We start from the raw sequence: 18,940 nt of genomic DNA, 5'->3' as shown, positions 1-18,940 counted from the left end.
CCGAGGGCTGTCGGTCCCGTGCTCTAACGTGCGGGTCGTGGAGTTCGGCACAGGAACCCAGGCCACCTTCGTCCCCTCGGATCCCCCGCGGGACGGTGTGCTGGCGCTCTGGGGAGACGGCGTAGCGGGTGACACCGCGATCGAACTCGTGCTGCCGGTGGGAAAGGTCTTCCGGCGCACGAAGGTCGACGCGGCACTCGTCCCGTTGTCACGCGCGATTCCGCGGCTGCTGACCGCCGACGGCGACCTGAGCCCGGCCATCGCCGCGTGGTCGGCCGTCGCCGAAGCCGGGGTGAACCTCATCGCCCGCGGCAGGCTGCTGCCCGCCGCCTCACCCGGCGGGGTGGATTCGTGGCGGGTCGGGCCGCTCGACGTCGCCGACGAGGAGATGTTGCGCGGGCTCGCCGCCGCGCTGCCTCCCGAGGCGCACGCGCTGCCGTTGTCCGGGCTGAAACGGATCCGGCTGCATTCGCCGGAGTCACTGATCCGCGCGCTCTGGGACGCGACGGCGGACGTGCTGGTCCGCACACCCGCCGCGAGTGTCGCGGCGGGCGGCCCGGCGTTCGCCGCGGCCGAGCCGACGCTGGTCGGGCCGGACGGTGCCGCGTGGTTGGCGGAGCTGAGCGCCCGCCAGGCACAGGGCGCGCATCTCGTCCTGCGCATGGAGGTGCACGAATCCGAAAACCCCGAGGAAGAGCCCACGTTCGCCGCCGTCCTCGCCGTGCGGAGCGCAGCCGACCCGAGCTTGATCGTCGAGGCGGCGACGCTGTGGGACGCGCCCGAAGCGGTGCTGGAACGGATGGGCGAGCAGGTCGAGACGCAGTTGCTGCTCGGCCTGCGCCGGGGTGCCAGGGCCTGGGCGCCGCTCGGCCGCATGCTCCGGTCCGCCGCGCCGACCGGGCTGACGCTGGAGTACGACGAGGTCGTCGACCTGCTGACCCACGGGGACGCGGCGCTCGGCGGCGCCGGCATCGAGGTGCAGTGGCCGAAGGACCTCTTCGCGGGCGAGCTCAAGGCGAAGGCGAGCGCGACGCAGGCCCCGGGCAGTGTCACCGGGCCGGAGTTCACGCTCAAGAGCCTGCTGCAGTTCCGCTGGCGGCTGAGCCTCGGCGACGAAGACCTCACCGACGCCGAGGTCACCGCGCTCGCGGAGGCCAAGCGGCCGCTGGTGCGGCTGCGGGGGAAATGGGTCAAGGTCGACGCGCGCCTGCTCGCCAAGGTGCGCGCCCACCGCGCGAAGAAGCTGTCCGGGGCCGAGGCGCTGGCCGCGGCGCTCACCGGCGAACTGGAGCTGGACGGCGAAAAGGTCGAGTTCACCGCACCGTCGGCGGTGACGGGGCTGCTCCAGCGGATCCGGGAAAGCGCGGCGGAACCGATCGAGCAGCCTGCGGATCTGAAGGCCACCCTGCGGCCCTATCAGAAGGCGGGTCTGGCTTGGCTCGCGACGATGACCGGGCTCGGTCTCGGCGCCTGCCTCGCCGACGACATGGGGCTCGGCAAGACGATCCAGCTCATCTCCCTGCACCTGCACCGCCGTCCCCTCGGCGAGGGCCCCACCCTGGTCCTGTGCCCGACGTCGTTGCTGGGCAACTGGGAACGTGAGTTCGCCCGGTTCGCGCCGGGCATCCCGGTACGCCGGTTCCACGGCGGTGGGCGGCATCTCGACGAGGTCGCGCCGGACGAGGTCGTGCTCGCCACGTACGGCGTCCTCCGCCGGGATCGCGAGGCACTGTCCGAAGTGGACTGGGGGATGATCGCCGCCGACGAGGCGCAGCACGTCAAGAACCCGCTTTCGGTCACGGCCAAGGAGCTGCGGAAGATCCCTGCCGCCGCGAAGGTCGCGCTGACCGGGACACCGATGGAGAACCGGCTCACCGAGCTCTGGTCCATCGTGGACTGGACGACGCCTGGACTGCTCGGCTCGCTCGACGGGTTCCGCCGCAAGGTCGCCCGCCCGATCGAGCGCGACCGTGACGTCGCCGCCACCGAACGCCTCGCCACGACCGTGCGCCCGTTCCTGTTGCGCCGCAAGAAGACCGACCCGGACATCGCCCCCGAGCTCCCGCGCAAGACCGAGACCGACCGGTTCGTCCCGCTCACCGCAGAGCAGACGACGCTGTACGAGGCCGTGGTCCGGGAGAACCTCGCGATGATCCGCGAGCTCGACGGGGTGGCGCGGCGCGGGCAGGTGCTCAAACTGCTCACCGAGCTCAAGCAGATCTGCAACCACCCGGCGCAGTACCTCAAGGAGCCGGGGGTGCTGCACGGCCGGTCCGGCAAGCTGGCCGCGTTCGAGGAGCTGCTCGACGTCATCCTCGACGAGGGCGACAGCGTCCTCGTGTTCAGCCAGTACGTCCAGCTGTGCCGCCTGCTGGAGAAACGCCTCGCCGAACGCGGGCTGCCGACCATGCTGCTGTCCGGGTCGAGCACGCCCCAGGTCCGGGAGGACATGGTCGCCCGGTTCCAGGCGGGCGAGGTACCGGTGTTCCTGCTCTCGCTCAAGGCGGGCGGTGTCGGGCTCAACCTGACCAAGGCCACCCACGTGATCCACTACGACCGCTGGTGGAACCCGGCGGTCGAGGACCAGGCCACCGACCGCGCGTACCGGATCGGGCAGGACCGGCCGGTCCAGGTGCACCGGCTGATCGCGGAGGGCACGCTCGAGGAGCGCATCGCCAAGGTGCTGGAGACCAAACGCGGCCTGGCGGACGCGGTCATCGGCGCGGGCGAGAACTGGATCACCGAACTGTCCGACGACGAGCTCGCCGATCTCGTCCGGCTCGGGGAGCCCTGATGCCCGGTGTGACAGGACGGAAACGGCGCACCTTCGGCAACACGTGGTGGGGCAAGGCGTGGGTCGAGGCCCTGGAGGAACGCGCCAAACTCGATCCGAACCGGCTGCCGCGCGGGCGGACGTACGCGCGCAAGGGCACGGTCAGCAAGCTCGCGGTCGGCGCGGGCGAGGTGACGGCCTGGGTGCAGGGCAGCCGGGCGGTGCCGTACCGGGTGACCATCCACATGCGGGCATTCACCGATTCGCAGTGGGAGAGCCTGCTCGGCATGGTCGGCTCCCGGCTCGGGCACGTCGCGGCCCTGCTCGACGGCGAGCTGCCCGGCGAACTGGCCGAGGACGCGCGAGCCGCCGGCGCGGATCTGCTGCCGGGTCCCGGCGATCTGCGCCCGAAGTGCTCCTGTCCCGACAGCGCGAACCCGTGCAAGCACGTCGCCGCGGTGTACTACCTGGTCGCGGACGAGGTCGACGCCGATCCGTTCGTGCTGTTCCTGCTGCGCGGCAGGTCGAGGGAGGCCGTACTCGCGGAACTGCGGGCCCGCCGAGCCCCCGCGAGCACGCCGGGCAAGCGGGTGCGCGCCCCCGCCGCGCCCGGGGTGGACCCGAAACGCGCATACACCCGGCGGATCGCCGCGCTCCCGCCGCGGCCGGCCGTCCCCGCCACGGTCGGGCCGCCCGCGGTCCTCGACCTGGACCCGCCGCATCGCACCGGCTGGAGCGGTGAGATGTTCGTCGAACTGGCGGCCGACGCCGCCGCGAGGGCTTGGGAACTGCTGGTCATGGGGCCCGAGCGCGAGGTGGGGCTGTCGTTCGAGGAAGACCTCGCCCGCCGCGCGGCGGCGAGCGACCCCGATGTGGTCGCCGAACTCGCCGAGGCGGCGGGTGTCGCGGTGCGGGATCTCGCCCTCTGGGCACAGGCCTGGCGTGAGGCGGGCCGGGGCGGGATGGCGGTGGTCAGGGAGGCCTGGCGGCCCGGGCAGGCACCACTCGCCCAGGCCAGGGCGGACCTCGCCGAATCGGGGCTACCGGGGACGCCGAAGACCTGGCGGAACCGGATCACCCAGGGCGACCTGCAACTGCGCTACGGCCGGGACGAACGGTGGTACCGCTTCGTGCGCGACGGGGAAGGCTGGCGGGTCGACGGCCCGTCTTCCGCCCGCCCGACGGACGTGATCTACCCGCCCTGACCCTCGTGTCCCAGTCGGAAGTGCTGCCGCGAAAGCCACTTTCGCGACGTCTGGTGTCCCGAAAGTGGCTTTCGCGACGCCCGGCGGAGAGCGTTGGGGCAGCTCCGGACCCACGCTTGGCCGCGCCGGCCCCGCCTCAGGCGAGGTTGCGAAAGCCACTTTCGCAACCTTCAACGTTGCGAAAGTGGCTTTCGCAACCTCGCGCCGCGGCGACAACCGCCACTCACGCCCCGCCGGACCGGCGCCGCCACGTGCGATAGCTCCACTCGAGGAACCGTTCCACCCCGCGCACGACGTGGGCGCTGCGGATCGAGGGGAAGACGTCGAAGGCGTGCTGCGCGCCGGAGATCTCCGCGTACGCGACCTCGCGCCGGGACTTGTCCCGCAGGCGCCGCACGAATTCGCGGGCCTCGCCCACCGGCACCAGCGAGTCGTGGACGCCGTGGATGACGAAGAACGGCGGCGCGTCCTCGGTGATCCGGTCCAGCGGTGACGCCGCGATGTAGTCGTCGAGGAAGTTCTCCGGATCCCGGTCCGCCTCGAAGACGTGCCGGGCGATCAGCGTCTTCAGCCGGGCCTGGCTGGAGCGCCGCCCGCTGGTCGCGGCGAAGTCGTACACGCCGTAGTGCGGGGCGCACGCCTGGATGCTCGTGTCCGCTTCGGTGAAGCCGGGCTGCAACGCCGGGTCGTTCGCGGTCAGCGCCAGCAGCGCGGCGAGATGCCCGCCCGCGGAACCGCCGGTGACGGCGACGAACGACGGATCGCCGCCGTAGGACTCGGCGTTGTCCCGGATCCAGGCCAGCGCGCGTTTCGCCGCGACGATATGCGCGGGCCAGCGGGCGGCGGGGGAGAGGGGGTAGTTGATCGCGATGCAGATCCAGCCGCGTTTGGCCATGTGCAGCATCAGCGGCAGGCCCTGCTGGTCCTTGTTGCCGATCACCCAGGCACCCCCGTGCACCTGCAGCAGGATCGGCGCGCCGGTGACGGGTTCGCGAGGGGCGTAGACGTCGAGCAGGAACCGCTTCCCACCCGGCGCGTAGGCGATGTTGCGGGTCCGCCGCACCGCCGGGTCGCGCATGCGGAACGGCATGGCCAGCTGGCCCCACGGCGTCGCGAGGTCGGTCGGGCTCGGCGGGTGCTCGAGTTCGTCGATGTAGGCCTTGCCGACGCCTTCGGTGAGCGCGGTCTCGATCTCGCCGCGGGCCCGCTGGGACTGTGCGATCAGGGTGCCGAGCCCGGCCGCGGACGCCGCCGCGAGGGCGAGGCCGGCCTTGCTCGACCCGCCCCGGTGCCGGGCGACATGCGCCGCCGCGTCGGCCGCGGTGAGCGCGAGCAGATGCGGGGCGAGTTCCCCGGTGAGCCAGCCCGCGAAGAACGCCGGGATCGCCGTACGCGCACCTCTCGGCGGCTTCAGCGCGTTCGCGGTGAGCGCGAGCTGGAGTGCCTGGCGGACGACGAAACTCGGCTGCATGGGCACCGATCCTACCGCCGGGTGACCGCCTAGAACGGGTTGCAAAGTTCACTTAAGGTGCTTCTCATGCAGAGATTGAGCGGTCTGGACGCGAGTTTCCTCTACCTGGAGACACCGGCCCAGGTCCTGCACATATGCGGGCTGCTCACCGTGGACGGTTCGACCATGCCCGGCGGCTACGATTTCGAACGGTTCAAGGAGAAGCTGGCCGAACGGGTCGAGCTGATCCCGGCGTTCCGGCGCAAACTGCACAATCCACTCTGGAATCTGGCGCATCCGGTCTGGGTCGAGGACGAGGACTTCGACCTCGAAGCCCACGTTCACCGGATCGGCGTACCCGCGCCCGGTGACCGGCGGGAACTGGCCGAACTCTGCGCCCACATCGCGGGACAACGACTGGACCGCGCACAGCCGCTGTGGCAGTTGTACGTGATCGAAGGCCTGGCCGGCGGCGAGGTCGCGGTCCTGCTGAAGATGCATCACGCCAGCGTCGACGGGGTCGGCGGCGCCAGCCTGATCAGCTACCTCGCCGGGCTCGAGCCGGACGCCCCGCCGCCGGAGATCGCGAAGGACGAACGTGACAACGCGGGCGTTCCCGGCAGGCGCGCGCTGTTCGGTTCCGGGCTGACGTCGTTCGCGAAACGGCCGGTCGAGCTCGTGAAGCTGCTGCCCGACCTGCTCGAACTCGTACCGAGATGGCTGGGTAAAGCGTTGCAGGGCAAGGGAATGCCGGTCCCGTTCACCGCGCCGCGCACGTCGTTCAACGGGACGATCACCGCACACCGCAGCGTCGCCTACGCCTCTCTCGACCTCGATGACGTCAAGCAGGTCAAGGACGCCTTCGGGGTCACCGTCAACGACGTCGTCCTCGCCGTGGTTTCCGGCGCGCTGCGGCAGTTCCTGCGGGACCGGGGCGAACTGCCGGAGGATCCGCTGGTGGCGACGGTGCCGGTCTCGGTACACGGCCGGACCGAACGCGAGCACGGCAGCAACAAGGTCTCGGCGTTCTTCGCATCGCTGCCGACCCATCTCGACGATCCCGCCGCGCGATTGTTCATGCTGGCGGAATCCAACCGGCTGTCGAAGGACCATCACCACACCATCGACGCCGACATGCTCCAGGACTGGGCGCAGTTCTCGGCGGCGACGATGTTCGGCCTCGCGGTGCGCGCGTATTCCGCGCTGCGCCTGGCCGAACGGCATCCGGTGGTGCACAACCTGGTGGTCTCCAACGTACCGGGGCCGCCGATGCCGTTGTACCTGCTGGGCTGCCGGATCACCGGGCTCTACCCGCTCGGCCCGGTCTTCCACGGCGCCGGGCTCAACGTCACCGTGCTGTCCAACGCGGGCCGGGTCGACGTCGGCCTGCTCGGCGCCCGCGAACTCACCGGCGACCTGTGGCCGCTCGCCGACCACTTCCCCGACGCGCTCGCGGAACTGCTCAAAGCGACCTCCTAGATCCCCACCCCTTGCCGTCACGGCTCCTTCCGGTTAAGACTAGAACAGGTTTCAATATTGTGCCCGTTCGCCCCGGTGAGGAGCCAGTGTGGACTTCCAGTTCGACGAGACGCAGACCGAGGTCACCGCGCTGGCCGCGCGCGTCCTCGGCAAGGAGCGCGAGCCCGCGGACACGTGGCGCGCGCTGGCCGACGCCGGTCTGCTCGCCCTGGCGCTGCCCGCCGAACTCGGCGGTGACGGGCTCGGCGTCGCCGAAGTCGCCTTGGTGCTGACCGAACTCGGGCGCGTCGCCTCGCCGACGCCCGCGCTGGCGTCTCTGGCCTTCGGCGTCCTGCCGGTCACCGCGCTGGGCGGGCCCGATCAGCGCTCGGCGCTGCTCCCGCCGGTCGCCGCGGGCGAAGCCCTGCTCACCGCGGCACTGCACGAGCCTTCCGCGCCGTTCACCACCCGGCCCGCGACGGTCGCGGAGTCGGCCGGGGACTGGCGCCTCAGTGGCGTCAAGGTCGGCGTGCCGTTCGCGGCGGAGGCGACCCGGATCCTGACCCCCGCCTCGATGCCGGGCGGCACCGGCGTCTTCCTCGTCGATCCCCACGCGGACGGCGTGACGCTGACGCCCACGAGAACCTCTTCCGGCACGCCGGACTACACGATGACGCTCGATTCGGTGACCGTCACCGACGCCGATCTCCTCAACGGGCACGGCCCCGGCGAGTCGATCGCGACGCTGCACCGGTTCGCGCTCGCGGGCGCCGTGGCGTTCGGCGACGGGCTGCTCGCCGGCGCGCTCGCGCTGACCACCAAACACGTCGGCGAACGGGAGCAGTTCGGGCGGCCGCTGGCGGCGTTCCAGGCGGTGGCGCAACAGATCGCGGACGTCTACGTCGCCTCGCGGACGGTCCAGCTCGCCGCGCGGTCGGCGGTGTGGCGGCTCGCGGCGAGGCTCGACGCCGAGGCGGAACTCGACATCGCGGCCTACTGGCTGGCGGAGGAGGCGCCCGCGGCGCTGGCCGTCTGCCATCACCTGCACGGCGGGATCGGCGTGGACGAAACGTATCCGCTGCACCGGTTCTCGTCGGCGGTCAAGGATCTGGGACGAACGCTCGGCGGCGCCACGCATCGGCTGGCCGGCCTGGGCGAACTGGTGGCGGGGTGAACCGATGCTGATCGAACTGACAGCGGCGCAACACCAGTTGCGCTCCGAACTGCGAAAGTACTTCGCCGGACTGGTGAGCGCCGACGAGCGGCGCGCGATGCTGCGGGAGCGGCACGGCCCGGTGTACCGCGAGATCGTGCGGCGGATGGGCCGAGACGGCTGGCTCGGCGTCGGCTGGCCCGAACAGTACGGCGGCCGGGGTTTCGGCGAGATCGAGCAGCACATCTTCGTCGACGAGGCCGCCCGCGCCGACGTCCAGCTGCCATCGGTGACCTTGCAGACCGTCGGGCCCACGCTTCAGGCGTACGGCACCGAGGAACAGAAATCGCTGTTCCTGCCCAAGATCCTCGCCGGTGAAGTGCATTTCGCCATCGGCTACACCGAGCCCGACGCGGGCACCGACCTCGCCGCGCTGCGCACGACGGCGGTACGCGAGGGGGACGAATACGTCGTCAACGGCCAGAAGATCTTCACCACCGGCGCGCACGACGCCGACTACATCTGGCTCGCCGTCCGCACCGCGCCGGACGCGCCGAGGCACAAGGGGATGTCGATCCTCATCATGGACACCCGCGATCCGGGCTATTCGTGGACGCCGATCATCACCTGCGACGGCGCGCACCACGTGAACGCCACCTACTACTCGGACGTCCGCGTGCCCGCGAACATGCTGGTGGACAAGGAGAACGAGGGCTGGCGGCTGATCACCACCCAGCTGAACCACGAACGCGTCATGCTCGGCCCCGCCGGGCGGATCGGCGGTCTCCACGACCGCGTCCGCGACTGGGCGGCGTCCAGGAAGGCGCCGGACGGGACACCGTTGCTCCAGCTGCCCGACGTCCGGGCCGTGCTCGCGGAAACCCTGGCGACCGCCCGGGTCAACGAACTGCTGAACTGGCAGGTCGCGGCGTCGTCGGCGACCGGACCGGTGGCGGTGGCCGACGCGTCGGCCACCAAGATCTTCGGTTCCGAACGCATCCAGCGGCTGGCCAGGAGACTGGAGGAGATCGTGGCGCGACATGGCGATCAGGCCGACGCTGAAACCGCGGAACTGGCGCTGTGGCTGGACGTGGTGGCCAAACGCAATCTGGTGCTGACCTTCGGCGGCGGCGTCAACGAGATCCAGCGCGAGCTGATCGCCACCGCCGGGCTCGGCCTGCCGAGGGTGCCGCGATGAGCATCCAGGAAGCCGCCGAACGCATCGCCGCGCGCGGGGAATCCGCGCCGAGGGCCGCGCGCGACGCGGTCAACCAGGCGATGGTGAACAACTGGGTCGAAGCCATCGGCGACCGCAATCCGGTGTACGTGGACGAGGAGTTCGCCGCCAAGAGTGTCCACAAGGGACTCGTCGCGCCGCCCGCGATGGCGCAGGTGTGGACGATGGGCGGGCTGCACTGGACGAGGGCGTCGGACGACCCGCTCGGCGCGATGATGGAGGTGCTCGACGAAGCCGGGTTCACCTCGGTCGTCGCGACGAACTCCGAGCAGAACTACTTCCGCTATCTCCGTCACGGTGAACGGGTCGAAGCGACCGCGAAACTCGAAAGTGTCGTCGGGCCGAAGCGGACCGCGCTGGGCGAGGGCTGGTTCGTGACGACGAAGACCACCTGGTACGTCGGTGACGAGGCCGTCGCAGACATGGTGTTCCGGGTGCTGAAGTTCCGCCCGCCGGGCACCGAACCCGCCAAGGCGGCCGCCCCGGTCCTTCGGCCGGTGATCAGCAAGGACACCGAGTTCTTCTGGGCCGGACTGCGTGACGGGGAACTCCGGATCCAGCGGTGGGGCGAGACCCTGCGGCATCCGCCCGGCCCGATGCCGCCGGACGGCGACTTCGACGCGAAGCCGGACTACGTCGTCGCGTGCGGCCGGGGAACGGTCTACAGCTACGTGGTGCACCACCATCCGAAGGTGCCCGGCAAGGATCTGCCGTTCGTGGTCGCGCTCGTCGAGCTGGAGGAAGGGGTCCGGGTGATGGGCGAGCTGCTCGACGCCGATCCGGAAACCGTCCACATCGGACTCCCGGTGGAGGCGGCCTTCGTGAAGATCGACGAGGAACTGACGTTGCCCGCTTGGAGGGTCGCGCGATGAAGGACTGTTCGGTCGGCACCGAGCTGCCGCCGCTGAAGATCGAGGCCACCCCCACGTTCGTGGTGAGCACCGCGCTGGCGACGCGGGATTTCCAGGACGTCCACCATGACCGCGACGCCGCCGTCCAGCGCGGCTCGAAGGACATCTTCCTCAACATCCTCACCGACACCGGCCTGGTGCAACGGTTCGTCACCGATTGGGCGGGGCCGGAGGCGTTCGTGCGCTCGATCAAGATCCGGCTCGGCGTGCCCTGTTACGCCTATGACACCCTCACCTTCACCGGCCGCGTCACGGAACGGGACGGCGACGACGTGGTGGTCGCGGTGTCCGGTGTGGACAGTCTCGGTGAGCATGTGGTCGGAACCGTGGCGATCACGCTGGGAGGCGAGTGATGACCCTGTCCGGACGTGCGGCCATCGCCGGGATCGGTGCCACGGAGTTCTCGAAGGATTCCGGGCGCAGCGAGCTGAGGCTGGCGGCGGAAGCGGTGTCGAGCGCGCTGAAGGACGCCGGACTCGCTCCGTCCGATGTGGACGGTCTGGTGTCGTTCACCATGGACGGCAACAGCGAGATCGCCGTCGCGCGGGAACTCGGCATCCCCGAGCTCAAGTTCTTCAGCCGGATCCATTACGGCGGCGGGGCCGCGGCCGCGACCGTGCAACAGGCCGCGATGGCCGTCGCGACCGGGGTCGCGGACGTCGTCGTCGCGTACCGGGCGTTCAACGAACGGTCCGGCATGCGGTTCGGCCAGGTGTCCTCGGCCGCGGCGGGGCAGGTGAACTCCTCCGGCGTCGACAACGCGTTCCACTACCCGATGGGGATCGCGACCCCGGCCGCGACCGTCGCCATGCTCGCCCGGCGGTACATGCACGAGTACGGCGCGACCAGCGAGGACTTCGGCCGGGTGGCCGTCGTCGACCGCGCCCGCGCGGCGACCAACCCCAAGGCGTGGTTCTACGGAAAGCCGATCACGCTCGAAGAGCATCAGGCCTCCCGCTGGGTCGCCGAGCCGTTACACCTGCTGGACTGCTGCCAGGAGAGCGACGGCGGGGTCGCCCTGGTCGTCGTCAGCGCCGAGCGGGCGCGCGACCTGCCGCACCGGCCCGCCGTGATCGCGGCGGCCGCGCAGGGGAGCGGGCCGGACCAGTACGTGATGACCAGCTACTACCGCGACGATCTTCCGGCGCTGCCCGAAATGGGCGTGGTGGGGCGGCAACTGTGGGAGCAGTCCGGGCTGGGGCCGGGTGACATGGACCTCGCCGTGCTGTACGACCACTTCACCCCTTATGTCCTGATGCAGCTGGAAGAACTCGGTTTCTGCGGGAAGGGTGAGGCCAAGGACTTCATCGGCGGCGGCACGCTGGAACTCGACGGGAAACTCCCGCTCAATCCGCACGGCGGGCAGCTGGGGGAGGCCTACATCCACGGGATGAACGGGATCGCCGAGGGGGTCCGGCAGCTCCGCGGTGACGCCGTCAACCAGGTCGACGGGGCGTCGCGCGTGCTGGTGACCGCCGGCACCGGCGTACCCACGAGCGGATTGGTCCTGACCGCGGGCTGACATCACCTCAATGCCCGATGGTGTACTAGAGCGGTACCTGCCACGGTGAAGGGGTTACCGGCCGGGAGGTGCCATGTCTGGACCAATCGTCGTCGCGTGGACCCTGACTGCGGTGTTCGCCGCACTCGTCCTGCCCTGCGTGCTGAGGCTCGTCCGCCTGGACTACGGCAGGCAGGGCACGGCGGTCCGCAACGGCGACCTGGCCGAACTGCTGCTCGTCGTCGCGATGGTCGCGATGCTGTCCCCGGTCGGCGGCCCGATCCCGGCGGCAGGCTGGCAGGCGGTGCTGGCGCTGACCGCGGGCTGGTTCGCCGTCTCGTGGTGGAAGGGGCGGCGGTCGGGGCACACCTCGTGCGGGCACCACGCCGTCTCCGCCACCGCGATGCTGTTCATGGTGACGTTCATGCCGCACAGCGACGTGACCCACGGTCCGTGGCTGGTGATGTCCGGCCCCGGCGCCACCTCGGCACTGTGGCTTTCGCTGATCTTCGGTGCCGTGGCCGCGTACTTCGCGGCGGACGCCGTGCGCGCCGGGGTGCTCGCGGCGCGCGGCGACGGGGGCTCCGGTCAGACGTCGCGGCGGGTGTGCCGGGTGATCATGGGACTGGGGATGGGTTACATGCTGCTGGGCGCGGCGGTCTGATTTCTCGGTGTGTGTTGCGAAAGCCACTTTCGCGACGCCACCGGCACGGGAGCAAGTGAGGCCAGGCAGACGTGTCGCGAAAGCCACTTTCGCGACGTCTGATGTCTCGAAAGTGGCTTTCGCGACATGGGCGCGTCGGTGTTGGCGATGCAGACGGTTCTCTTGAGGGGTACGGCAAGGGTCGTGAGTGGCGATTCGGCTTCTAACCCGAATCGCCACTCACGAGGCCGGGACGCGGCGCACGACGCCCGCCTCGGCGTTGCCCGCGTCCGGCAGGCCCTCGGCCGGGTTGTCCGACGCCCACTTGCGGGCGTCGGCGATGTCCTTGTTCAGTGCGACGATCAGCGCCTCCGACGACGGGTACGCCTCCTGCTCGCGCAGGTGATGGCCGAGCCACACGGTCAGCACCTCGCCGTAGAGGTCGCCGCTGAAGTCCAGCAGATGCGCCTCGACGAGCCGGTAGCCGTCCGCGCCGTAGTAGGTCGGCCGCCTGCCGACCGAGACCGCCGCCGCGATCCGGGTGCCGTCGGCACGTTCGGCCCAGCCCGCCCACACTCCGTCGCCGACTTGGCCGTCCTGGTCGCGCAGCGCGATGTTGGCGGTCGGGAAGCCCAGTTCCCTGCCGCGCTGATCGCCCTTCTCCACCTGGCCACGGACCACGAAGTACTCCGCCGTCATGCCGCTCCCGTCCCCTGCCGTCACGAAAGCCATGAATACCATGCCTCGCGGCCGGGGTCGACCGCCGCTCACGCCGCGGGAGACGTCCACTGTGTACTGAATCACGCGGTGACGAGCCGGTACCCCAGGTCGAGTTCCGTCCGGCCGAGCAGGGCGACGTGATGCCGGTGCCAATGCCCGTCCGCGAGATCGGCGCGCAGCCGCTCGACCGCCGTCGCGACGACGTTCCGGTCCAGCAGCGCCACCCCGGACATCCCCGCGCGCACACGCTCGGACAGGTAGGCCTCCGGCCTGCGCCAATACGCGCCGAGGAACCCGTCGACGCAGTCCGACGGCACCGGCAGCGGAGCCACCGAAGGCGCCTGCCCGGCGGCGGTCAGTTCCTCGACGACCCGGTCGAGACAGGCCAGCCTGCTTTCGTGTTCGGCGATCTCCGGCAGGTAGTCCCGCACCAGCCAGAACCGTGCGAACACCGCCTGGTCCCAGGTCACGATCACCTGGCGGCGGGACACGCGCCGCAGCTCGGCCAGTCCGGCGGTCACGTCGGTCCAGTGGTGCACGGTCAGCACCGCCAGGGCGGCGTCGAAGGCGCCGTCGGGGAAGGGGAGCCCTTCCGCGCACGCCTGCACGGCCGGGGCCGCGGTGGACGGGCGCTGCGCGATCATCCGCCGCGACGGCTCGACGGCCACCACGTCGCGGTCTTCCGGCTCGTAGGAACCGGCTCCGGCCCCGACGTTGACCACCGAGCGCGCGTCGCCGAGAGCGGCGGTGACGGCGGCCGCGATACGGGGATCCGGGCGTCTCGATCGCGCGTAGTCCCGGCCGAGTTCGGCATACGGGTCCGAGATCAAGGGGCGCACCTGCCCGAGTCTAGCCAGAGCCGCTACCTGCGGGAACGAGGATTCAGTCTGTCGTGGTCAAGAAAGTGTCGGAAAGGACCGGTGCCTCGTCCCGGTCCGGTGCCGTGGTGGTGACGAGCAGCCCGGCCGGCTCGCGCCAGACCCGGGTCCGCAGCGGCTCGCCGGGGAAGACGACGCCGGCGAACTTGGCCGAGAACGACGCGACGCGGGCGGTGTCGCCGTCGAGGAATTCGTCGGTGACGGCCTTCGCGATGACACCGTAGGTGCACAGGCCGTGCAGGATCGGCTTGCCGAACCCGGCCGCCGCGGCGAACGCGGGATCGGCGTGCAGGGGGTTGCGGTCCCCGCAGAGCCGGTAGAGCAGCGCCTGCTGCGGCAACGTCGGCGTGTCGATGACCGCGTCCGGCTCCCGCGACGGGAGCTCGACGCGGTCGGACGGGCCGCGTTCGCCGCCGAAACCCCCTTCGCCACGGGCGAAGATGCTCGACCGCAGTGTCCACAATGGAGTGCCGTCTGAGTCGGTGGCGACCGTCTCGTTCACGATCACGGCCGCCTTGCCCTTGTCGAAGACGTCGACGATCCGGGTGCGCGCCACGGCCTTCCCCGAGACCGGGATGGGCCGGTGCGCGATCACCTCCTGCTTGCCGTGCAGCACTTTCCCGAGGTCGACCTCGACACCGGGGAACGAGACGGCCGGCGGCTCGAACACGCGCAGGTTCGCCGCCACGGTGGCGAACGTCGGCAGCACCTGGAGGCCGTCCTCGTAGGTGTAGCGCAGTTCGCGCGGGCTCATCGGGTCCGCTCCGGCGCCCAGCGCCAGGTGGTAGAGCTGCACGTCCGACGCGGTCCAGGCGAAGCTCACCTCGCCGAGGTCGGCGCCGATCGCGACCGAGGGATCGATGGGCACGGAAAGCTCCTACTCGTAGGTGACGGTGACGTCGTCGGTCAGCGGCAGGGACTGGCACGCCAGCACGATGCCTTCGGCGATGTCGTCGCCGTCGAGGACCTCGTTGTTCAGCATCTTCACCTCGCCGGAGGTGATCCGGCAGGCGCACGCGCTGCACTGGCCCTCGCGGCACGAGTACGGCGCGTCGAAGCCCTTTTCCAGCAACAGGTCCAGCAGTTTCGTCCGGCGCGGCCAGGTGAGCTTCTTCGTCTCGCCGTCGAGGGTGACCTCGACCGACGCCGGGGTCTCGGCCTCTTCGACGGCGACGGGTTCGGCCACCTCGAACGGGTTCCCGCCCAGGGACAGGAACCGTTCCAGGTGGATCCGCTTGCGCGGCAGCCCGAGGTCCTTGAGCACCGTGCGCGCGGCGTCCATGAACGGTCCCGGGCCGCAGATGAACGCTTCGTGCGCGGTGTACGGCGCCACCAGCGCGCGCAGGTGCGCCTCCGTCGGCAGTCCTTGCAGGCTCTCCAGCCAGTGCACCACGACCAGCCGGTCCTGATACCGAGCAGCAAGGTCCGCCAGCTCCCGAGCGAAGATCACCGAAGCTTCGTCGCGATTGGCGTACAGCAGCACCACCTTGCCGGTGCCGTGCTCCAGCGCGGACTTGAGGATCGACATCACCGGCGTGATACCGCTGCCGCCCGCGAGCAGCAGGAAGTCCTCGTCGAGCGACGCGGGACTGAACACCCCGGCCGGCGGAAGGACCTGGACCTCCTGGCCCGCCTGGAGGTTGTCGCAGAGCCAGTTCGACCCGTAGCCGTCGGCGGTGCGTTTGACGGTGACCTGCACCCGGCCCTCGTGCGGCGCGCTGGAGAGCGAGTAGCAGCGGGCCACCGAGCCGGTCCGGTCGCTCGGCACGCGCAGCGTGAGGAACTGCCCTGGGGTGTAAGCGAAAACCGAAGCGTGCTCGGCCGGGATCTCGAACACGATCGACCGCGCGTCGGCGGTCTCGGTGATCACCTCGGCCACGGTCACGGTGACGGGGCCGCTCATTCGGGCACCTCCAGCAGGCCGTCCTTCAACGCGGCGTCGATGCTGTCGCTGAGATTGCCGCAGGTGTCGAGCAACGCCGTCTGCGCTCCGGAGGCCTTCTGCTCGGCGAACACCGGGCAGCTCCGGGACGCGTCACTCGTCCACTGGATGCTGGTGTGCTGCATGCTGTTCTTCTTGACCAGCACGCACGTCCCGCACGCGCGGCAGCTCAGCGGCCGCAGCCCGGCGGTGAGGAACTCGACGGTCTCGGGCTTCACACCCCGGCCTCTTTCGCCTGCTGCCGTGCCAGGTTGTCGGCCACCTCCGCCGCCCAGACCTCGTTGGCGCGGCTGGTGTCCACTTCGAACTCGAACCGGCGAGTCATGTCCTCGGTGACGTCGGCCGCGTCCACATAGAACTGGTCGTACCAGCGGCGCAGCTGATAGACCGGCCCGTCCTCCTCACACAGCAACGGGTTGTCGATGCGGGTCTTGTTGCGCCAGATCTCGACGTCCTGCAGGAAGCCGACGCCGATGCCCTTGGCGAACTTCCCGGCGATCTTGTCCGCGTGCTCGTCCGAGACGCCCTCGAACTTCTTCACGCTCACGCCCCACTGCAGCACGAACGAGTTCTCGGTGACCGGGTAGTGGCAGTTGATCAGCACGTTCTCGATCTCGAAACCCTGGTACGTGTTGAGTAGCTTGTTGATCATGTACGACGGGCCGAAGTAGGACGCCTCCGACCGCAGCAGGTTTTCCTCGCCGCCGTAGTTCGACGCCATTCCCTTGTCCGGGCGGCCCTTCGTGTTCAGGTACTGCGTGGCGATATGCCCCTCGAACACGTTCTTGAAGTAGGTCGGGAAGGCGTAGTGGATGTAGAAGAAATGCGCCATGTCGACCATGTTGTCGATGATCTCGCGGCAGTTGGAGCCCTCGATGAGCACCGAGTCCCAGGTCCAGTTGCTCCACTCGCCGGTGAAGATGCCTTCGATCCGCGGGATGACGACGTCTTCCGGCGGCGGGTTGCCCTCCGGGTCGTGCCAGACGAACAACTGTTTGTTCTCCTCCAGCACCTGCCACGACTTCGTCCGCGCCCGCAGCGGAACCCGTTTGGCGTAGGGGATGGAGACGCATTTGCCGTTGCCGTTCCAGCGCCAGTCGTGGAACGGGCAGGCGATCTCGTCGCCCTTGACCTCGCCCTGGGTGAGGTCGCCGCCCATATGGCGGCAGTACCCGTCGAGCACGTTCAGCTTGCCGGACGAATCGGCGAAGACCACCAGTTTCGTCCCGAACGCCGTGATGGCGTGCGGCTTCCCGTCGCGGAACGACTCGGCGAGGCCGAGACAGTGCCACCCGCGCGCGAACCGCGTGGGGGGCGCGCCCGCGTCGATCTGCCGTACGGATTCCGTCGTCATCGGCTGCCTCCCGCTTTGGTGTGATCTTGCTGCGCGAGATGCTCGGCCGCAAGGTAGCCGAACACCATCGCCGGGCCGATCGTCGCGCCGGGGCCCGCGTAGGTGCGGCCCATCACCGCCGCGCTCGTGTTGCCCGCCGCGTAAAGCCCTTCGATCACCGACCCGTCCTCGCGCAGGACGCGCGCGTGCGGGTCGATCCTCAAACCGCCCTTGGTGCCCAGGTCGCCGGGCACGATCTTCACCGCGTAGTACGGCGCGACGTCCAGCGGGCCCAGGCTCGGGTTGGGCTTGTTCCGCGGGTCGCCGTAGTAGTGGTCGTATGCGCTGCGCCCGCGGTGGAAGTCCTCGTCCACGCCGCTCCTGGCGAAGCCGTTGAACCGGCGCACGGTGGCTTCCAGCGCGTCGGCCGGGACCTCGATCCGCTCGGCGAGTTTCGCGATCGTGCTCGCTTTGACCGCGATGCCCGCTTTGAACCAGCGGCCGGGCAGCGGCTGGCGCGGGCCGAGGCCGGTGAACATGTACCGGTTGCGGTTGCGCTGGTCGAACACCAGCCAGGTCGGGATATTCGCACCGGGGCCGTCACCGTCGCCGTACATCGCGTGCACGGCCTCGACGTACGGCGCCGATTCGTTGACGAAGCGTTCGCCCCGCGCGTTGACCATGAGGCAGCCGGGCCGCGACCGTTCGGCGAGCGCGAACCACGGGCCGCCGGTGAGCGGGATGGACGGGCCCCACCACGCGTCGTCCATCAGGTCGACGGCCGCGCCGAGTTTGAGCCCGGCGTCGATGGCGTCACCGGTGTTGGCCTCGGCGCCGACGGTCCATTCCGTACCGATGGGCGCCCGCTGGTACTTGATTCGCATCTCTTCGTTGCGCTCGAACCCGCCCGCGCCGAGGACGACGCCGAGCCGCGCACGGACCGTCTTCTCCTCGCCCTCGTGGCGGACGACGACGCCGGTCACCCGGTCGCCTTCGCTCTCCAGATCCACCAGCGGCGTGTTCAGCCAGACGGGGACATCCGCCCGCCGCAGCCCCTCACGCAGACCGGCCGCAAGCGCTTGCCCCATGGAAAGCAGCCGCTGACGGCGGATCCGGCCGGCGAGCCAGCGCCCGCCGAGACTCAGCACGCGCAGGACGCCGCGCGGATGCCGGGCGAGCAGGCTCAGCCACCGGTAGTCCGCCTGGGTGATCGGGGCGCCGAGCGGGGGAGCGCTGTACGGCGGCTCCAGATTCGCCAGCTCCGGGCCGAGCAGGTTGCCGTCGAGCGCGGCCGGCTCCACCGACCGTCCGCCCGCGCGCCCGCCGGGGGCTTCCGGGTGGTAGTCCGAGTAGCCGCGGACCCAGCGGAAGCGCAACGGCGTCTTGTCGCAGACGAAGGACAGCACCTCGGGGCCGCGGTCGAGGAAGGCCGACCGAAGTTCGGCGGGGACGACATCACCGACGATCGCTTCGAGGTACTCGCGTGCCCGTTCCGGGGACTCCTCGATCCCGGCCGCCCGCAGCGCGTGGTTGCCGGGGATCCAGACGCCGCCGCCGGAGCGCGCCGTCGAACCGCCGAAGTGGGCGGCCTTCTCCACGACCAGGACCTCGAGTCCCCGGTGGGCTGCGGACAGTGCGGCGGTCATCCCGGCGGCACCACTGCCGACCACGATCACGTCGTACTCCATACGCCCCTCACCTGAAACACGTTGTAGGAAGCATGTAGCAGCATCCGC

At 70.3% G+C, this 18,940-nt stretch carries 17 protein-coding genes; 9 read left to right on the top strand and 8 right to left on the bottom strand.

Annotated elements, in window-relative coordinates:
- Positions 1-28 precede the first annotated feature (28 nt).
- Complete coding sequence (locus tag NQK81_RS10020) at positions 29-2,794, top strand: SCO1167/SCO6262 family helicase (RefSeq protein ID WP_257487976.1); 2,766 nt, start codon at positions 29-31, stop codon at positions 2,792-2,794.
- On the top strand, positions 2,794-3,978 hold the full coding sequence (locus NQK81_RS10015; protein WP_257487975.1) for an SWIM zinc finger family protein: 1,185 nt from the start codon (positions 2,794-2,796) through the stop codon (positions 3,976-3,978). The genes NQK81_RS10020 and NQK81_RS10015 overlap by 1 nt, the downstream gene beginning before the upstream one ends.
- A 223-nt stretch (positions 3,979-4,201) precedes the next feature.
- On the opposite strand, the gene NQK81_RS10010 is transcribed toward NQK81_RS10015, so the two are convergent.
- A complete protein-coding gene (locus NQK81_RS10010) occupies positions 4,202-5,449 on the bottom strand; it encodes an alpha/beta hydrolase (protein ID WP_257487974.1) in 1,248 nt (415 codons plus the stop codon).
- A gap of 66 nt (positions 5,450-5,515) precedes the next feature.
- On the opposite strand from NQK81_RS10010, the gene NQK81_RS10005 reads away from it, so the two are divergent.
- The 7 genes from NQK81_RS10005 to NQK81_RS09975 all read left to right on the top strand — a co-directional run bounded on the left by NQK81_RS10005 (position 5,516) and on the right by NQK81_RS09975 (position 12,352).
- Positions 5,516-6,907 (top strand): WS/DGAT/MGAT family O-acyltransferase, encoded by a 1,392-nt coding sequence (locus NQK81_RS10005; protein WP_257487973.1) that lies wholly within the window; start codon positions 5,516-5,518, stop codon positions 6,905-6,907.
- Positions 6,908-6,995: 88 nt separating this feature from the next.
- A complete protein-coding gene (locus tag NQK81_RS10000; RefSeq protein WP_257487972.1) occupies positions 6,996-8,060 on the top strand; it encodes an acyl-CoA dehydrogenase family protein in 1,065 nt (354 codons plus the stop codon).
- 4 nt (positions 8,061-8,064) lie between these two features.
- Positions 8,065-9,237, top strand: coding sequence for an acyl-CoA dehydrogenase family protein (locus tag NQK81_RS09995; RefSeq protein WP_257487971.1), 1,173 nt, complete (start codon positions 8,065-8,067; stop codon positions 9,235-9,237).
- Positions 9,234-10,148: a bifunctional MaoC family dehydratase N-terminal/OB-fold nucleic acid binding domain-containing protein gene (locus NQK81_RS09990; protein WP_257487970.1), complete on the top strand. Its 915-nt coding sequence runs from the start codon at positions 9,234-9,236 to the stop codon at positions 10,146-10,148. Before NQK81_RS09995 ends, NQK81_RS09990 begins: the two co-directional genes overlap by 4 nt.
- On the top strand, positions 10,145-10,540 hold the full coding sequence (locus tag NQK81_RS09985) for a MaoC family dehydratase (RefSeq protein ID WP_126737613.1): 396 nt from the start codon (positions 10,145-10,147) through the stop codon (positions 10,538-10,540). Before NQK81_RS09990 ends, NQK81_RS09985 begins: the two co-directional genes overlap by 4 nt.
- Positions 10,540-11,709 (top strand): lipid-transfer protein, encoded by a 1,170-nt coding sequence (locus NQK81_RS09980; RefSeq protein ID WP_257487969.1) that lies wholly within the window; start codon positions 10,540-10,542, stop codon positions 11,707-11,709. The genes NQK81_RS09985 and NQK81_RS09980 overlap by 1 nt, the downstream gene beginning before the upstream one ends.
- 73 nt (positions 11,710-11,782) lie before the next feature.
- Positions 11,783-12,352 carry a DUF5134 domain-containing protein gene (locus NQK81_RS09975; protein ID WP_257487968.1) on the top strand — a complete coding sequence of 190 codons (570 nt, stop codon included), beginning with the start codon at positions 11,783-11,785 and terminating at the stop codon, positions 12,350-12,352.
- Positions 12,353-12,571: 219 nt separating this feature from the next.
- Here the strand turns inward: NQK81_RS09975 and NQK81_RS09970 are convergent, their stop codons facing one another.
- The 7 genes from NQK81_RS09970 to kstD form a co-directional block, all read right to left on the bottom strand.
- A complete protein-coding gene (locus NQK81_RS09970; RefSeq protein ID WP_257489731.1) occupies positions 12,572-13,030 on the bottom strand; it encodes a riboflavin kinase in 459 nt (152 codons plus the stop codon).
- Between the two features lie 101 nt (positions 13,031-13,131).
- Positions 13,132-13,881: a class I SAM-dependent methyltransferase gene (locus NQK81_RS09965; RefSeq protein ID WP_257489730.1), complete on the bottom strand. Its 750-nt coding sequence runs from the start codon at positions 13,879-13,881 to the stop codon at positions 13,132-13,134.
- Positions 13,882-13,933: 52 nt separating this feature from the next.
- Positions 13,934-14,797, bottom strand: a complete 864-nt coding sequence (chsH3, locus tag NQK81_RS09960; protein WP_257487967.1) for an enoyl-CoA hydratase ChsH3 — start codon at positions 14,795-14,797, stop codon at positions 13,934-13,936.
- 9 nt (positions 14,798-14,806) lie between these two features.
- Positions 14,807-15,832 carry a ferredoxin--NADP reductase gene (locus NQK81_RS09955; RefSeq protein WP_257487966.1) on the bottom strand — a complete coding sequence of 342 codons (1,026 nt, stop codon included), beginning with the start codon at positions 15,830-15,832 and terminating at the stop codon, positions 14,807-14,809.
- Positions 15,829-16,089: a hypothetical protein gene (locus NQK81_RS09950; protein WP_126737608.1), complete on the bottom strand. Its 261-nt coding sequence runs from the start codon at positions 16,087-16,089 to the stop codon at positions 15,829-15,831. Before NQK81_RS09950 ends, NQK81_RS09955 begins: the two co-directional genes overlap by 4 nt.
- Positions 16,086-17,225: a 3-ketosteroid-9-alpha-monooxygenase, oxygenase component gene (locus NQK81_RS09945; RefSeq protein WP_257487965.1), complete on the bottom strand. Its 1,140-nt coding sequence runs from the start codon at positions 17,223-17,225 to the stop codon at positions 16,086-16,088. Before NQK81_RS09945 ends, NQK81_RS09950 begins: the two co-directional genes overlap by 4 nt.
- Complete coding sequence (gene kstD, locus NQK81_RS09940; protein WP_257487964.1) at positions 17,222-18,892, bottom strand: 3-oxosteroid 1-dehydrogenase; 1,671 nt, start codon at positions 18,890-18,892, stop codon at positions 17,222-17,224. The genes NQK81_RS09945 and kstD overlap by 4 nt, the downstream gene beginning before the upstream one ends.
- Positions 18,893-18,940: the final 48 nt, after the last annotated feature.

This window comes from Amycolatopsis roodepoortensis (genome assembly GCF_024628825.1).
In the GTDB taxonomy this organism is placed as follows: Bacteria; Actinomycetota; Actinomycetes; order Mycobacteriales; family Pseudonocardiaceae; genus Amycolatopsis; species Amycolatopsis roodepoortensis.
The sequence above is the reverse complement of the archived record's forward strand: the minus strand, read 5'-3'. Positions and strand labels throughout refer to the sequence as shown.

Coding starts and splice junctions, on each gene's coding strand:
- NQK81_RS09975 (WP_257487968.1), top strand. CDS start 11,783: ATGTCTGGACCAATCGTCGTCGCGTGGACCCTGACTGCGGTGTTCGCC.
- NQK81_RS09955 (WP_257487966.1), bottom strand. CDS start 15,832: ATGAGCGGCCCCGTCACCGTGACCGTGGCCGAGGTGATCACCGAGACC.
- NQK81_RS09970 (WP_257489731.1), bottom strand. CDS start 13,030: ATGACGGCGGAGTACTTCGTGGTCCGTGGCCAGGTGGAGAAGGGCGAT.
- kstD (WP_257487964.1), bottom strand. CDS start 18,892: ATGGAGTACGACGTGATCGTGGTCGGCAGTGGTGCCGCCGGGATGACC.
- NQK81_RS09945 (WP_257487965.1), bottom strand. CDS start 17,225: ATGACGACGGAATCCGTACGGCAGATCGACGCGGGCGCGCCCCCCACG.
- NQK81_RS10005 (WP_257487973.1), top strand. CDS start 5,516: ATGCAGAGATTGAGCGGTCTGGACGCGAGTTTCCTCTACCTGGAGACA.
- NQK81_RS09995 (WP_257487971.1), top strand. CDS start 8,065: ATGCTGATCGAACTGACAGCGGCGCAACACCAGTTGCGCTCCGAACTG.
- NQK81_RS09990 (WP_257487970.1), top strand. CDS start 9,234: ATGAGCATCCAGGAAGCCGCCGAACGCATCGCCGCGCGCGGGGAATCC.
- NQK81_RS10015 (WP_257487975.1), top strand. CDS start 2,794: ATGCCCGGTGTGACAGGACGGAAACGGCGCACCTTCGGCAACACGTGG.
- NQK81_RS09980 (WP_257487969.1), top strand. CDS start 10,540: ATGACCCTGTCCGGACGTGCGGCCATCGCCGGGATCGGTGCCACGGAG.
- NQK81_RS10010 (WP_257487974.1), bottom strand. CDS start 5,449: ATGCAGCCGAGTTTCGTCGTCCGCCAGGCACTCCAGCTCGCGCTCACC.
- NQK81_RS09985 (WP_126737613.1), top strand. CDS start 10,145: ATGAAGGACTGTTCGGTCGGCACCGAGCTGCCGCCGCTGAAGATCGAG.